Source organism: Erythrobacter sp. JB1-7 (assembly GCF_057365015.1).
Genome location: NZ_CP200291.1, coordinates 1,610,587 through 1,625,964 on the forward strand (window position 1 = coordinate 1,610,587; position 15,378 = coordinate 1,625,964).

A 15,378-nucleotide genomic window follows, 5' to 3' on the forward strand; every position below is an offset into this window, starting at 1 on the left:
GATCAATGGCGGGCGATAAAGCCTCAAGAGTTGCAGTTGTGATGGGCAGTCAGTCTGACTGGCCAACGATGCAGCTTGGATGCGAAATTCTTGACGAACTTGGTGTCGAGTATGATGCCCGGATTGTCTCGGCCCACCGCACCCCCGATCGGATGAATGCCTTTGCCAAAGGCGCCGTAGATGATGGCTATCACGTCATCATCGCCGGGGCTGGCGGCGCAGCGCATCTGCCGGGCATGATTGCTGCTATGACACATCTGCCCGTGCTCGGCGTGCCGATCCAGTCCAAAGCTCTCTCCGGCATGGACAGCTTGCTTTCTATTGCGCAGATGCCTGCCGGCGTTCCTGTTGGCACTCTGGCGATTGGCGATGCGGGCGCTAAAAATGCAGCGTTGCTGGCTGCCGCGATTCTTGCCAATGGCGATAAAACTCTAGCTGAGCGGCTCAAAGCATGGCGCCAAGCGCGCAGCGATGCAGTGGGCGAGGTTCCTCAATGACCACTCCATTTGCCCCCGGATCAACAATAGGCATTCTTGGCGGAGGCCAGCTTGGCCGCATGCTTGCGATGGCAGCTGTGCAGCTTGGCTACCGCGTTATCGGATACGGTCCTGAAGGCGACAATGTGGCGTCTGATGTTTGTCAGGATTTCTTCGAGAATGGGTGGGGCGACACAGCGGCGCTCGCCGCATTTGCCAGCCAGTGCGATGTGGTCACATGGGAATTTGAAAGCGTACCCCTATCTGCCGTGGCCGCGATCCCTGACAGACTGATCGCAGCACCCGCCAGATCGCTTGAAACCGCACAGGACAGACTGGCTGAGAAACTCTTTGTGGAACAATTGGGAGCGACGTGCGCGCCCTATGCCCGCGTTGAGAGCGAGGATGATTTCGCGAGAGCCATTGAACGCATCGGCGCGCCCGGCATTTTGAAAACCGTGCGCGATGGCTATGACGGCAAGGGACAATGGAAGATCGCGTCAGCTCACGATGCAGAAGGAGTGCGGTTCCCTGGCCAGCCATGCATCTACGAAGGGCTGGTTCAATTCGAAGCGGAGTTTTCGGTCATTCTGGTCCGCGCGCCCGTTGGCGCGATCCGGTTCTGGGATTCCACCGCCAACACGCATCAGGACGGCATGCTCGCTTCCTCAGTCTTACCCGCAGGCGCTTTGATCGAAGAGCAGATGGAAAAGGCGCGCGATATCGCGACGCAAACCGCCGATGCGCTGGGATATGTCGGCGTTTTAACGCTCGAATTCTTTGCAACCAAGCAGGGGCCGATCTTCAATGAAATGGCACCGCGAGTGCACAATTCGGGGCATTGGACAATCGAAGGGGCGGCCACGAGCCAGTTTGAGAATCATATCCGCGCGATTTGCGGACTGCCCTTGGGCGGGACTGAAACCCGTTTTGCCAGCATTGATATGCGCAACATCGTAGGAGCGGATGCCCTTGATGCGCACACTATGCTTGCCGAAGAAGGGGAGCCGCATTTGCACCTTTACGGCAAACGTGAAGCGCGAAAGGGGCGAAAGATGGGTCACGTGACCCGGGTTAGCCATCAAGCGATTTAACGCAAACGTGACCAGTCCGCTCACAATCACGATGATCTATGCCCGCGCGGCCAATGGCGCGATTGGCACAGAAGGGCGTTTGCCGTGGAAATTGCCCGCAGACCTTCGCCGATTTAAATCGCTCACCATGGGAAAACCCATGATTATGGGCCGCAAAACCTTTGAGAGCCTGCCTGGCATCTTGCCCGGTCGCCGTCATATCGTTCTGACCCGGCGGGAACGTTGGGATAGCGAAGGGGCTGAGATCGCGCGCTCTCAATCAGATGCGCTGGAATTGGCCGCGCAGGACAATCAGGCAGGCGAAGTCATGATTGTGGGCGGCGCGGCAATCTATGATGTGTTTATGCCTGCGGCTCACAAAATTGAACTCACGCAAATTCATGAAGAGTTTGAGGGCGACACCTTTATGCGCGCGCCGGGGCCGGAATGGACCGAAGTCGCACGGGCAGATTTCGGTGCGAGTGAGGTGAATGGAAAGGTGCGCCCTGCTTATTCCTTTGTCTCTTTCGAGCGCGCCGCTACAGACTGATGCGATATGCGCTGGCTAGATCATCGAAAACCTGTCCCTGACCCCTTGCGCGGTGCAGTGATTGCGCTGGGCAATTTTGATGGCTTTCACACAGGGCACCGGGCTGTGGCAGGCGAAGCGATTGCATGGGCCCATGCCGAGGGGCGCCCTTCGATCATCGCAACATTTGACCCGCATCCGGTGCGATTCTTCCGCCCGGATGTGCCGCCATTTCGCCTCACAACTCTTGAACAGCGCCAGGAATTGTATCTCGCCGCTGGCGCAACCGCGATGATGGTGTTCCATTTCGATAGGGTACTGGCAAACACATCGGCCGAAGATTTCATCACCGATATTCTCATCAACCGGTTCGGCGCGCATGGCGTGGTGACAGGCGGTGATTTCACCTTTGGCCAAAAAGCGAAAGGCAATGTCGATCTGCTGCGCGGGTTCGGACGCGCGCAGGGCTTGCAATCGCGTGTTGTTGATGTGGTTGAAGCTGGCGAGGAAACCGTCTCTTCCAGCCGTATCCGCGCCGCTTTGCGCGATGGCGATCCGCAATTGGCAGCTCAGCTTCTTACCCGGCCTTTCGCCATTCGCGGCATTGTGGAGCATGGCGACAAGAACGGGCGCAAACTTGGCTATCCCACCGCCAACATTGCCATCGACACCTATTTGCGGCCCAAATACGGGGTTTACGCCGTGACTGGAAAGGTTCTGGCCACTGGTCAGGAGCTCACGGGCGCAGCCAATATCGGCATTCGCCCGCAATTCGAACCGCCCAAGGAACTGCTTGAGCCGCATTTCTTTGATTTTGACGGAGACCTCTATGGCCAGGAAATCGAGGTCGCGTTTCACCACTTCCTGCGCGGCGAGGCGAAGTTTGATAGCCTTGACGATCTGATCGTTCAGATGGACAAGGATTGCGCCGAGGCCCGCCGCCTATTAAGCGCGGCTCCGCAATGACAGACGATAGCAAACAACGCGATTACAAAGACACGGTCTTTCTGCCCAAGACCGCGTTTCCCATGAAGGCTGGCCTCCCGCAAAAGGAGCCGGGCATTGCGGAGCGTTGGGAGACAATCGACCTTTATACCAAGCTGCGCGATGCGCGGCTGGGGGCGGACAAATTCATCCTGCATGATGGCCCGCCTTACGCCAATGGCGATATGCATATCGGCCATGCGCTCAACCATATCCTCAAAGACATGGTCTGCCGCACGCAGAACCTGATGGGTAAGGACGCTCCTTATGTGCCGGGGTGGGATTGCCACGGCTTGCCCATCGAATGGAAGGTCGAAGAGCAATATCGCAAGAAAAAGAAGAATAAGGACGAGGTTCCGGCCAAGGAATTCCGCGCCGAATGCCGTGCCTATGCGCAAAAATGGGTTGATACCCAGCGCGAGCAGCTGAAGCGGCTGGGCATTCTGGGCGATTGGGACCGGCCCTACCTCACCATGGATTTCCAGGCCGAGGCGACGATTGTTGCCGAACTGTGCAAGTTTGCAGAGGCTGGCAATCTTTACCGCGGGTCAAAGCCGGTGATGTGGTCACCGGTTGAAAAGACTGCGCTGGCAGAGGCTGAGGTTGAGTATGAAGACCTCACTGACAGCCCGCAGATTGATGTGGCGTTTGAGATTTCGGAAGCTCCGAACTGCAAGCCGATACAGGATCTTCTTGATAGCGGCGAAGCAGTGCATGCGGTCATCTGGACCACCACGCCTTGGACGATCCCGGTGAACCAGGCTTTGGCCTACGGGGCTGATGTTGAGTACGGAATCTACCAAGTTTCTATCGCATTCGCCAATGCCGAAGATAGCGTGGCGTTGCGTGAAGCACTGGGATCAGAGCCGGACTTTGGTGATCTTGTTGTGATCGTCGCTAAAGACCTGTCCTCGAAGGTTGCGGATAGACTTGAAAGCCATCTCAATCGAAAGCTAGCGGTGTCAGGAAGCGCTGCAAAAGCCGTGGTTACTCTGGATGGTGGAATCCAAAAATTAAACGGCTCCGATCTAGCCGGAACCAAAGTTCGCCACCCGATGCACAAGCTCGGAGAATTCTACGCGACCCCGCGCCCGATGCTCGAAGGCGACTTTGTCACCACCGACAGCGGCACCGGACTTGTCCATATGTCGCCTGACCACGGCGAGGATGATTTCGCGCTGTGCAAAGAGAACGGCATCAACCCCGTTTTCGCGGTAATGGACGATGGCCGTTATCGCGACGATTGGCTGTGGCTGGGCGCGGATGACAAAGACGCAGACGGCAAAGAACGTCGCCGCAGCGTCATCAACAAACCCTTCAACGCGCCCGACGGACCGATTTGCTCGGACTTGCGCGAAGCAGGCGCTTTGCTCAGCGCTTCTGCGGACTACCAGCACTCCTACCCGCATTCATGGCGCTCCAAAGCCAAGGTGATCTATCGCTGCACCCCGCAATGGTTCGTGCCGATGGATAAAGAGCTGACAGGCGGCGCTGCCCCATCCTCGCTGCATGACATGCCCCTAGAGGATATCGAGGCGGCAGCCTCCAGCGGCGCGTCCCCGCAAACCGAGCGCGATACGCTCAGAACCCGCGCCACATCCGAAATCGAACGCGTCCAATGGATCCCCGAAAAAGGCGCCAACCGCATCGGCTCAATGGTCGAAGGGCGGCCCGATTGGGTGCTCTCGCGCCAGCGCGCATGGGGCGTTCCGATTACTTTGTTTGTGCGGCCCGATGGCACCTATCTGCAAGACCCCGAAGTGAACGCGCGCGTTGTCGCAGCGGTCGCAAAAGAGGGCGTGGATGCATGGGAAGAAGCGCGCAAAGCCGAATTCCTGGGCGATGCGCATAATCCCGATGATTTCGAGATGGTTACCGACATCCTCGATGTGTGGTTCGACAGCGGATGCACCCATGCCTTTGTGCTCGAAAGCGGGCGCTGGGGCGATCTGCAATGGCCAGCCGATCTCTATCTCGAAGGGTCAGATCAGCATCGCGGGTGGTTCCAATCCTCCTTGCTCCAATCCTGCGCCACGCGGGGCCGCGCGCCTTATGACCAAGTGCTGACCCATGGCTTCACAATGGATGCCAAGGGCAAAAAAATGTCGAAATCGCTCGGCAATACGATCAGCCCTTTGAAAGTGATGGAGCAAACCGGCGCGGATATCATCCGGCTGTGGGCGCTCAGCGTTGATTTTACCGAAGATCACCGGATCGGCGATGAAATCCTGAAAGGCGTGGGCGATCAGTATCGCCGCCTGCGCAACACGTTCCGCTATCTGCTCGGCGCGCTCGATGGATATGAAGGCGATGCGAGCGATCTGGGCGAAATTCCGGAGCTGGAATTGTATGTCCTGTCGCTGCTGGGCGATCTTGACGCGAAGCTTAAACAGGCGGCGATCGAATACGATTTCAACACCTATACGCGCATGCTGGTGGACTTCTGCAATGAAGACCTGTCCGCCTTCTTCTTCGATATCCGCAAGGACACGCTGTATTGCGATGGCCCTGACAGTGTTTCGCGCAAGGCCTACCGCGCAGTGCTCGATCTGTTATTCCATGCGCTTGTCCGTTATGCTGCGCCCGTGCTGGTGTTTACCGCTGAAGAAGTGTGGCAAACCCGCTATCCCGATGCAAAGGACAGTGTCCATTTGCTCGATTGGCCGACTGTCCCTGCGGTGCCCGCGGACGCTGCCAAATGGGAACAATTGCGCGCTCTCCGCGAACGCGTGACCGAAGCGATTGAGCCGCTGCGCCGCGAAAAGACGATCCGGTCAAGCAATGAAGCGGTCGTTGCTGTACCCGCCGATGCGGTGCCCGATGGCGTAACCGACGAACAGCTCGCGGAATTGTTCATCACCGGGACAGTGACGCGCGGCCAAACGGACGACGTGATCGTCACCAAATCAACCGACCATAAATGCGGGCGCTGCTGGCGTTTGCTGCCCGATGTCAGCGAAGATGGCGCGCTGTGCGGCCGGTGCGATGATGCCGTGGCTGCAATCGATGGAGCGGCGGCGTGAGCGCGCTTTTTACTCGTAACCGGGTTATCGGTCTGGTGATTGCTGCGATTATTTGCGCGGTGGACCAACTGGTGAAGTGGTGGGTCGCGGGGCCTCTGGGACTGAAACAGCCGGGCGACAAAATGGACCTGTTGCCGTTTTTCGATCTCACCCGCGTACACAACAAGGGCATCTCGCTTGGCATGTTTCAGGCTAATAGTCCCGAAATGAGGTATGGTTTGATTGCTGTCACGGCTGCGATAGCATGCGTCGTGCTCGTGTGGATTATGCGTGAACGCAAGATGGGCGATATTTTTGGCCTATCGCTCATTTTGGGCGGAGCGATCGGCAATATCTATGACCGCTTCGCTTTGGGTTATGTGCTCGACTATGCCGATTTTCATATCGGGGACTTTCGCCCGTTCCTTGTTTTCAATATTGCCGATGCCGCAATCACCATCGGCGTCGTCATTATCCTTGCTCGCAGCCTGTTTGTGCGCGACACAGATGAAGAAGAGGCCAATGCGCCTTCGGAGACCAAAAATGCGTAACGTAACCAAAGCCATCATTCTGCTGTCGGGCACAGCCATGCTGAGTGCATGTGGGGGAAGCGGGATTTTCAATCGTGACCGTCCCGATGAATTCGCCGTGCAACGCCAGGCGCCTTTGGTCGTGCCGCCTGATTTCTCGCTCACCCCGCCAGCTCCCGGTGCTCCGCGCCCTGCAGAAGGCACGGCGAGCGAGCAAGCGCTGGAAGCCCTGTTTGGCGGACCATCGCCGCGCAGCTCGGTTGAAACGAGCACACTAGACCGCGCAGGCAGTTCAGCCCCCGGCATCCGCAGTCAAGCGGGCGATCCGGGCACCAACACCGTTGCCAAAGGCACAGTAACCCGCGATATTATCGCTGCGCCCGAAGGTGATGGCGCGAATGCGCAAACGCTCATTCCGTCCTGAGCTAACCAAGCAGCGCTAGCCAGCTAGACGTTTTCGGACGTTTACTGGTTGTCCTCACGCGTCACCAGGATTTTGTCGATCCGGCGGTGGTCCATACCGGTAATTTCAAACTGCCAACCCTGATCTGCAAACCGCTCTCCTGGCAGAGGTAAATGCTTAAGCACAGACAAAGCGTAGCCTGCTGCTGTGCCGAATTCGCGGCTTTCTTCATATTCAATCGAAAGCCGATCCGCGAGCGCGTCCGCCGACAAAGCCCCTGACACTAACAGAGAACCGTCGGGCCGCTCGACGATCAAAGGCTGATCGCCTTCGTCCTGATCGCTGGCGAAATTGCCGGCGATTGCGGTAAGCAAATCAACGGGCGTTACGATCCCTTCGAAATGGCCATATTCATCGTGAACCACAGCCATTGCGATATCGGCTGATTGAAGCACGCGCAGTGCATCCATTGCATCAAGCTGATCGGGAACCACTTCGCCCCGGTGCATCATATCCCGGATGATTACAGGCTTGTTTGCAACCAAAGCCCCCAACACTTCACGAACTTTGACGATACCAAGGATCGTATCAGGTGAACCTTCCGCGACAGGCAGCAGCGAGTGCGGGCTATCGTCAATAGTCTGCTTGATCTGATCATGATCAGCATCAGCCTCGATCCAGTCAAGCTCGGTGCGCGGGGTCATCATATCGCGCACGGGGCGCTCCGCGAGGCGAACAACGCCAGTCAGGATCTGGTGCTGTTCAGCCTCGATCACGCCAGACCGGGTGGCATCAGCAAAGATCATCTGGAGCTCTTCTGCCGTGACGCTGCTGCTCCCTTTGGAGCGGATACCAAACAAGCGAATGATCCCGGCCGATGATGTGTCGAGCACCCAAACAAGCGGCGCAGCGATCGCGGCGAGAAACGCCATTGGCCGCGACATGATGAGCGATATCGGTACTGCGGCCCGCAATGCCAGCTGTTTGGGAACCAGTTCACCGACGACAACACTGAAATAGGTCGTCAGCGCGATCACCATGATGAACGCCGTTTGCCGCGACACGTCCTCCGGCACGCCAATTGCAGCCAGGCGTTCTCCAACAGGCGCTTCAAGACTTGCGCCAGACAAAGCGCCTGTGATGATAGCGATCAGCGTGATCCCTATTTGCACGGTTGAAAGAAACTTACCGGGTTCTGCCGCCAATCGCAGTGCGATGCGTGCGCCAACAGAATCTTCTTCGGCTTTTGCCTGAAGCGTGGCGGTTTTGGCCGAGACAATGGCGAGTTCAGACATCGCGAACACGCCATTGAGCACAATCAGCCCAAATATCAGGATGAGGTCAGACCAGGGAAACGGTGTCACGATCAGACCGCTAGCACAAATGCGCAGGGATGGAAGCAGCGTGGTGAAACATGGCTAACAAATCGTTACATCGCATTCATGGACAGGCAAAGCGATTGGCAGCACATCATGTCCGACTTGGCGCGGTCAACTTGCATATGGAACGATCTGTGTGCGACAGCGCTATATGTTGAAAAGGAGATCAACACCATGAACCGATCACGCATTCTACTTGCCGGCACAGCTTCGTTTGCGCTTTTAACGACAAGCGCTTGTGTCACCGATCCAAACACGGGCGAACAGAAGGTCTCCCGAACAGGCATTGGCGCCGCATTGGGCGGTACTTTGGGCTATTTGCTCGGCGGCGCGATTGGCGGCGATGCAGCGCGGATTATTGGTGCAGGCATTGGCGGCACTGCTGGCGCGGTGGTCGGCAAGCAGTTTGACGACCAGATTAAAGAATTGGATGAACAAACTGCGGGTAGCGGCATCGATATCGAAGAAGTTGGCGATCAAGATGCCATTTTGGTCCGTCTTCCTGATGGCGTGACCTTCGCAAGCGGCTCCGCTGCGATCAATCCTGGCTTTAACTCGACACTAGATACGGTCGCCGAAAGCCTGATCAAGTATCCCAATAGCCTGATCGACGTTTACGGTTTTACGGACACCACCGGATCGAATGCACTCAACCAGCGCCTGTCTGAGCAACGCGCGCAGGCCGTGGCCGATTACCTTGCCGCAAAAGGAGTGGCTCGCGGGCGTCTTGCGACGCGCGGATTTGGCGAAAGCTACGACCAATTGCGCGTCAAAACCGCAGATGGTGTGAATGAACCGCTTAACCGGCGGGTCGAGATCAAGATCATTCCGATCAGCGAAGACGATGTGGCTAACGCGCAGGGCTAATCAACCAAAATCTTAGAACAGCAGTGCGGGCTCCCGGATTGGGAGCCCGTTCTCATTTGCCTTTCAAGACTTGCGCCAAATGCTTGATCCGCGCCGCGGCCTCTTCGTGGATTGCAGGCGATGACACCAGCACTCCAAAATCGCGCGGGTCGCGCTTGTTAAAGCTCAGTGGTTCGCCAAAGGCCTGCGATACCCGCGCACCAGCTTCGCGCGCAATCAAGGTCGCAGCGGCCACGTCCCATTCAAACCCCCATCGCAAAGTTGCCACCACATCAGCCTTTGCGCTGGCGACCATGGCTATTCTCAAAGCAATCGAGTTGGGCTTTTCAACCATTTCCCAGTCTCTGATCGCGCGCGGCAATTGGTCAGCGGGAATACGCGCGCCTGCCAGAACCTTCCGCTTTGATGCGGTGATTGGCTGACCGTTTAGCCGAGCTCCCTGGCCCGCCACGGCCACAAATTCTTCGCCTCTGGCAGGAGCAAACAAGGCAGCGATCAAAGGTTTGCCCGCACTGATCAGCGCAACGGACACGGCCCAGCCGTCCCGGCCTCGGATAAAATCGCGCGTCCCGTCCACCGGATCGACCATCCAGATCAGACCTTTGTCCAGCCGCGCCTCGTCATCCGCTGTTTCTTCGGACAGCCAACCGGCAGATGGCAACAACGCGCCCAGTTCGCGCTTTAGAAAGGCATCCACTTCAAGATCCGCCTCGCTAACTGGATTGCCCGGTGTCTTATCCCAACTGGAAAGCACATGCCCTGCGCCCGGCCACCGCGCGAGCGCCATTCTGCCCGCTTCGCGGACGATCAATTCCAAGCGATTCCTATCAATCATGCCAATTCCATCCGTGACGGTGCGAGAGGCACTTTTCAAGCGCTTCGATACATGCTTAGGCACAACAAACTTTGGCGCCTGTGTGCAAACGCAGCGGCGTCGCGGGCAAATTCAGTTGAATAGGGATCAAACGGCATGAATGTGCATGAATATCAGGCGAAAGAGCTGCTCAAAGAACACGGGATTGCGATCCCGGCAGGGCATGCGGCGCTGACGGTCGACGAAGCTGTTGCTGGCGCTAAAAAACTGCCTGGTCCGCTTTATGTGGTCAAAGCGCAAATTCACGCCGGTGGACGCGGCAAAGGTAAATTCAAAGAATTGCCCGAAGATGCCAAAGGCGGCGTGCGGCTCGCATTTTCGCTGGATGAGGTGGAAAGCCACGCCAAAGAAATGCTCGGCAACACGCTTGTAACGATCCAAACCGGAGCAGAAGGCAAACAAGTCAATCGCCTTTATGTTACGGACGGCGTCGATATTGAAAGCGAATATTACCTCGCCATGCTGGTTGACCGGGCATCGGGACAGGTCGCGATGGTTGCATCTACCGAAGGCGGGATGGACATTGAAGATGTCGCCCATGAAACCCCGGAAAAGATCACAACGATCACGATTGATCCCGCACAGGGCTTTATGCCGCACCATGCCCGCGCGGTGGCATTTGCGCTTGAGCTTTCGGGCGACCTCAACAAGCAGTGCCAAAAACTGGCAAAGCAGCTTTACACCGCCTTCATCGCTAGCGATTGCGACATGCTTGAGATCAATCCGCTGGTTGAGACCAAGCCGGATGAAGATGGCAAAGCGCACTTGCTAGTGCTCGACACCAAGATGAGTTTTGATGGAAATGCGCTTTACCGCCATCCCGCCATCGAAGACATGCGTGATGAAACAGAAGAAGACCCAGCCGAGGTTGAAGCGAGCGAGTATGATCTGGCTTACATCAAATTGGACGGCAATATCGGCTGCATGGTCAATGGCGCAGGCCTTGCCATGGCAACGATGGACATCATCAAGCTGAACGGCGCATTCCCTGCCAACTTCCTCGATGTGGGCGGCGGCGCGACGACCGAAAAAGTGACAGCGGCGTTCAAGATCATTTTAAAAGACCCGGCTGTTGAGGGCATTCTGGTCAACATCTTTGGCGGCATCATGAAATGCGACATCATTGCAAATGGCGTGGTGCAAGCGGCAAAAGACGTAAACCTTCAGGTTCCGCTGGTGGTTCGCCTCGAAGGCACCAATGTTGAGGCTGGCAAGGAAATCCTCGCCAATTCGGGCCTCGCTATCGTGCCTGCTGATGATCTTGGCGATGCCGCCAAGAAGATTGTCGCTGAGGTGAAGAAAGCGGCGTAAACTTCGCCAAAACTGGTTTGAATGGGCCGCTTGGGAGTGATCCGGGGCGGCCCATTTTTCCATTACTGACTTGGCCCCGGTTCCGGAAGGATTGGAGCGCTCGAATCCTGATATGTCAGCCAATTGCGCCAGATCGTGTGCGTGCGTTGATCGATCAGCCGGATGGAGCAGCGCAGGCTCATCGCATTGCGGATCGTGCCCGATTTCCAGAACTCATAGACCGCGCCGCACTCTTGCACACGGTGTTCGGCCGCAGCGGCTTGCGATGCGCGCATAAGCTTGTGCAATTCGTTTTCCCCTTCGGTCAAACCGCTCTCACCCAGTGCAGTTTCGAAATAGAGTTGCTCACGCTCCTCAGCCCGATTGCGGATCGCAGCAAGACAGGCGTTCACCGCGACTGTCGTTCCGTCGCAATCGTATGAGCGCGGATTTGATCCCGCAGCGGGGCGGAAGCGGAACACCAACTCCCCACCCTCCTGCATCCGCACTGCCGCGACCAATCCCTCACCTGGCTTTTCCGGATCGGCGCAGCGCAAAGTCAGCGCGTTGAAATAGGCCGCGCATTCCTCAATCGCGACAAGGCGGAAGGTGAGCATATCATCCTTTTCCTCCCACCCTGTGAGGTCGGCGTTGAAGTGCTTCAATTTCAGCGCGAGCGATCCGCCATCGGCCATGATATACATATGCTCAGTGAACATAATCGCGCCGACTTCAGTCTCTTGGACAAAAGTACCAACCATCGTTCCGCCCATGGGCTCAAGCCAGCTTTCCATCGCAGGCGCCCCGCCAATCCCTTCGCCCTGCCATTGGCCAACAAGCCAATCCAATTGCGCCAAAATGGCCGGAGGCGATTCGAATTGCGCCTTGTCCGCCGCCGCGATCACGCGCGTTTCAAGCGGCGCTGGCTGTTTGTCTTGTGCCATGAGTGGCTGACCGAAAACGATCCCCAAAGCTGCCACTGCAAATCCAAGCGTTTTGTGCATCCTTCCGCCTCCTTCGCCCATGTGTATCGCAACAGATGCAATAAGGGGGCAAAAATTGCATCATTCTTGGCAAAAACGAGGCTTGACCTTGGCTCTGCGCAAAGCGAGGAAACGCCTCTTAGTTCAGCAAGTACATCCTTATGGGCCATCTCATTTTTCAACCCTGCGGTGAACTTGACGTTTACGTAAACGCAAGCTACGGCTTAGAACAAATCACGGTCGCATCACGCGATTCTTAGGCCAAAGATCAAAGGGAAAGGACACTTACGTCATGAAAATCCTCGTCCCCGTCAAACGGGTGATCGACTACAACGTAAAGCCGCGGGTGAAAGCTGATGGCACAGGCGTTGATCTTGCCAATGTCAAAATGAGCATGAACCCGTTCGATGAAATCGCTGTCGAAGAAGCGATCCGCATTAAGGAAGCTGGCAAGGCTGAGGAAATCATCGCTGTGTCTGTCGGCCCTGCAAAGGCTCAGGAAACGCTGCGCACTGCGCTCGCCATGGGTGCAGATCGCGCCATTCTGGTTGAGACCGACGAAGAGGTTGAACCGCTCGCCGTTGCCAAAATCCTCAAAGCGATTGCCGAGGAAGAAGGCCCCGGCCTCATCCTGCTTGGCAAGCAGTCTATCTCGGACGATTCAAACCAGACCGGCCAGATGCTCGCAGCCCTCATGGGCCGCCCGCAAGGCACTTTTGCCAACACGGTTGAGGTTGATGGCGATGCTGTGACCGTGAAACGTGAGATTGATGGCGGTCTGGAAACGGTCAAGCTCACCATGCCTGCGATCGTCACCACCGACCTTCGCCTGAACGAGCCGCGCTATGCTTCGCTGCCCAATATCATGAAAGCGAAGAAAAAGCCGCTCGACACCAAAGCGCCTGCCGATTTCGGCGTAGACATCGCACCGCGTCTGACCACGACCAATGTCAGCGAGCCTCCGGTTCGCCAGGCTGGTGAAAAGGTCGAAGACGTTGCGGCTCTGGTAGCCAAGATCAAGGAACTGGGGATCGCGTAAGCGGCCCAGCGAAAGAAAAGGACAGACATATGAATACTCTCGTTCTTGTAGAACACGATAATGCCGCTGTGAACGACGCCACTCTTGCCGTCGTCACTGCCGCAGCGCAGCTTGGCGAAGTCACCGCGCTGGTCGCTGGCCATGATTGCGGCGCAGTTGCAGAAGCCGCTGCCAAAATAGTTGGCGTTGCCAAAGTGCTGAAAGCCGACGATGCCGCTTATGCCAATGGCCTTGCTGAAAACGTCGCCCCGCTCATTGCAGGCCTGATGAACGGCTATGACGCCTTCCTCGCGCCTGCCACAACTTCGGGCAAGAACATCGCTCCGCGCGTCGCGGCGCATCTTGACGTCATGCAGATCTCGGACATTCTTTCAGTCGAGGGGCCAAAGACGTTCACTCGCCCGATCTATGCCGGCAACGCGATTGCAACCGTCGAATCGGCCGATCCCAAGCTGGTTATCACTGTGCGCGGCACCGCTTTTGCCAAAGCCGAAGCAGAAGGCGGTTCAGCCGCAATCGAGGATGCAAGCGGACCCGGCGATGCGGGCATCTCCAGCTTTGTCAGCAGCGAAATCGCATCCAGCGACCGTCCCGAGCTTGCCAGCGCCAAAGTCATCGTATCAGGTGGCCGCGCGCTCAAGGACTCCGAGACATTCGAACAGATCATCAACCCGCTGGCTGATAAGCTGGGCGCTGCCATTGGCGCATCACGCGCAGCGGTGGATGCGGGCTATGTTCCCAATGATTATCAGGTCGGCCAAACCGGCAAAATCGTCGCTCCCGAGGTCTACATCGCCATCGGCATTTCAGGCGCGATTCAGCACCTGGCCGGCATGAAGGATTCCAAAGTGATCATCGCGATCAACAAGGACGAAGATGCGCCGATCTTCCAGGTGGCTGATATCGGTCTTGTTGCGGATCTCTATAATGCCGTGCCCGAATTGACTGGCGCGCTGGGGTGATAACGCAGTAAATTCGACATTGTGCCGCGATAAAACTGCACAATTTCCGAAGGTTGAAGAAACCCTCCGCTAAGCTAAAGTGCTTTGCGGAGGGTTTTTTATGCGGCTTTTACTTTTCGCTATTTCCGGTGCGGCCACAATTGGTTTGCTCACTACGCCTGCTCCGGCACATGCGAAGACAGTCGAGCTTGAAGCTTCGTCGCAATGGATTGTGGATTTCGGTCCGGAGAAATGCCGGCTTGCGCGCACATTTGGCGAAGGCGAAGACAAACATCTTCTTGCGTTCGACCAATATGGTCCCAGTGGCGGCTTTGGCCTAACCGTCACCGGACCCAGCTTTAATCGGTTCAAGAGCCGAAAAAGCACCAAGCTTCAATTCGAGGATGGCATCGATGCTGAGATAGGCAGGCCCTTCAAAGGTGACACCGATTCCTATGGCCCCGCGATCATCTATAGCTCGGTATCGCTGCCCATTGATCCGGCAAGTGTTGCCCGAAACGAGGGCGCTTTTCCTCAGCTGGACATTACCCGCGCGGCACAGGTTGAGTTTGTATCTTTGACCCAAGCGGGCAAAACGGTCGTGTTCAAAACCGGCCCGTTGGCACAGGCTTTCAAAGTCATGAACACTTGCACACAGGACATAGTCAAGGACTGGGGGCTCGATGTCGAAAAACACCTTACAGCCACACAGCTCCCGCAATGGACCAATGTATCCAAGATCGCGGGCGAAATTCAGCAGCGCTATCCAATCGCAGCGTTGAACCGGGGAGAGCAAGCCATTCTCCGAATGCGCGTCATTATTGCTGCAGACGGCGCGGTTGAGCAATGCATTCTAAATGAAGCGACACAGACTAAAAAGCTCCAATCAAAAGCCTGCGATCCAGTGATTAGAAAGGGTAAGTTCACACCCGCCTTGGATGCAGATGGCCAGCCCTTCAGATCATATTACGCAACCTCACTTACGTACAGAATGGGCCGGTAAGAAGA

15 protein-coding genes are annotated in these 15,378 nt (G+C 56.7%); 12 read left to right on the plus strand and 3 right to left on the minus strand.

Features of this window, described 5'->3' with window-relative positions; genetic code table 11:
• Positions 1-5 precede the first annotated feature (5 nt).
• The 7 genes from purE to AC0V6W_RS07830 are packed head-to-tail and all read left to right on the plus strand — an operon-like array spanning position 6 to position 7,018.
• Positions 6-497 (plus strand): 5-(carboxyamino)imidazole ribonucleotide mutase, encoded by a 492-nt coding sequence (purE, locus tag AC0V6W_RS07800; RefSeq protein ID WP_486148793.1) that lies wholly within the window; start codon positions 6-8, stop codon positions 495-497.
• Entirely contained in the window at positions 494-1,570 is a 1,077-nt protein-coding gene (locus tag AC0V6W_RS07805) for a 5-(carboxyamino)imidazole ribonucleotide synthase (protein WP_486148795.1), read from the plus strand. The genes purE and AC0V6W_RS07805 overlap by 4 nt, the downstream gene beginning before the upstream one ends.
• Positions 1,571-1,601: 31 nt before the next feature.
• Positions 1,602-2,099: a dihydrofolate reductase gene (locus AC0V6W_RS07810; RefSeq protein WP_486151502.1), complete on the plus strand. Its 498-nt coding sequence runs from the start codon at positions 1,602-1,604 to the stop codon at positions 2,097-2,099.
• A 6-nt stretch (positions 2,100-2,105) separates the two neighbouring features.
• Positions 2,106-3,044, plus strand: coding sequence for a bifunctional riboflavin kinase/FAD synthetase (locus tag AC0V6W_RS07815; protein ID WP_486148797.1), 939 nt, complete (start codon positions 2,106-2,108; stop codon positions 3,042-3,044).
• Positions 3,041-6,085 carry an isoleucine--tRNA ligase gene (gene ileS / locus AC0V6W_RS07820; protein ID WP_486148799.1) on the plus strand — a complete coding sequence of 1,015 codons (3,045 nt, stop codon included), beginning with the start codon at positions 3,041-3,043 and terminating at the stop codon, positions 6,083-6,085. The genes AC0V6W_RS07815 and ileS overlap by 4 nt, the downstream gene beginning before the upstream one ends.
• Positions 6,082-6,615 (plus strand): signal peptidase II, encoded by a 534-nt coding sequence (gene lspA, locus AC0V6W_RS07825; protein ID WP_486148801.1) that lies wholly within the window; start codon positions 6,082-6,084, stop codon positions 6,613-6,615. The genes ileS and lspA overlap by 4 nt, the downstream gene beginning before the upstream one ends.
• Positions 6,608-7,018 (plus strand): DUF3035 domain-containing protein, encoded by a 411-nt coding sequence (locus tag AC0V6W_RS07830; protein ID WP_486148803.1) that lies wholly within the window; start codon positions 6,608-6,610, stop codon positions 7,016-7,018. The genes lspA and AC0V6W_RS07830 overlap by 8 nt, the downstream gene beginning before the upstream one ends.
• Before the next feature lie 41 nt (positions 7,019-7,059).
• On the opposite strand, the gene AC0V6W_RS07835 is transcribed toward AC0V6W_RS07830, so the two are convergent.
• Positions 7,060-8,361 carry a hemolysin family protein gene (locus AC0V6W_RS07835; protein ID WP_486148805.1) on the minus strand — a complete coding sequence of 434 codons (1,302 nt, stop codon included), beginning with the start codon at positions 8,359-8,361 and terminating at the stop codon, positions 7,060-7,062.
• 189 nt (positions 8,362-8,550) lie between these two features.
• Between AC0V6W_RS07835 and AC0V6W_RS07840 the strand changes: the two genes are divergently transcribed.
• A complete protein-coding gene (locus AC0V6W_RS07840) occupies positions 8,551-9,243 on the plus strand; it encodes a YiaD family glycine zipper/OmpA-like lipoprotein (RefSeq protein WP_486148807.1) in 693 nt (230 codons plus the stop codon).
• Positions 9,244-9,295: 52 nt separating this feature from the next.
• On the opposite strand, the gene AC0V6W_RS07845 is transcribed toward AC0V6W_RS07840, so the two are convergent.
• Positions 9,296-10,078: a 3'(2'),5'-bisphosphate nucleotidase CysQ gene (locus AC0V6W_RS07845; protein WP_486148809.1), complete on the minus strand. Its 783-nt coding sequence runs from the start codon at positions 10,076-10,078 to the stop codon at positions 9,296-9,298.
• A 135-nt stretch (positions 10,079-10,213) separates the two neighbouring features.
• Between AC0V6W_RS07845 and sucC the strand changes: the two genes are divergently transcribed.
• On the plus strand, positions 10,214-11,428 hold the full coding sequence (sucC, locus tag AC0V6W_RS07850; protein WP_486148811.1) for an ADP-forming succinate--CoA ligase subunit beta: 1,215 nt from the start codon (positions 10,214-10,216) through the stop codon (positions 11,426-11,428).
• Between the two features lie 62 nt (positions 11,429-11,490).
• Here sucC and AC0V6W_RS07855 read toward each other — a convergent pair whose 3' ends face one another.
• Positions 11,491-12,411, minus strand: a complete 921-nt coding sequence (locus AC0V6W_RS07855; protein ID WP_486148813.1) for a DUF6265 family protein — start codon at positions 12,409-12,411, stop codon at positions 11,491-11,493.
• Positions 12,412-12,682: 271 nt separating this feature from the next.
• Here AC0V6W_RS07855 and AC0V6W_RS07860 point away from each other — a divergent pair, with 271 nt between their 5' ends.
• The 3 genes from AC0V6W_RS07860 (at position 12,683) to AC0V6W_RS07870 (ending at position 15,373) form a co-directional block, all read left to right on the plus strand.
• On the plus strand, positions 12,683-13,429 hold the full coding sequence (locus AC0V6W_RS07860; RefSeq protein ID WP_486148815.1) for an electron transfer flavoprotein subunit beta/FixA family protein: 747 nt from the start codon (positions 12,683-12,685) through the stop codon (positions 13,427-13,429).
• A 29-nt stretch (positions 13,430-13,458) separates the two neighbouring features.
• Positions 13,459-14,391: an electron transfer flavoprotein subunit alpha/FixB family protein gene (locus AC0V6W_RS07865; RefSeq protein WP_486148817.1), complete on the plus strand. Its 933-nt coding sequence runs from the start codon at positions 13,459-13,461 to the stop codon at positions 14,389-14,391.
• Positions 14,392-14,491: 100 nt separating this feature from the next.
• Positions 14,492-15,373, plus strand: coding sequence for an energy transducer TonB (locus AC0V6W_RS07870; protein WP_486148819.1), 882 nt, complete (start codon positions 14,492-14,494; stop codon positions 15,371-15,373).
• The last annotated feature ends 5 nt before the right edge of the window (positions 15,374-15,378 follow it).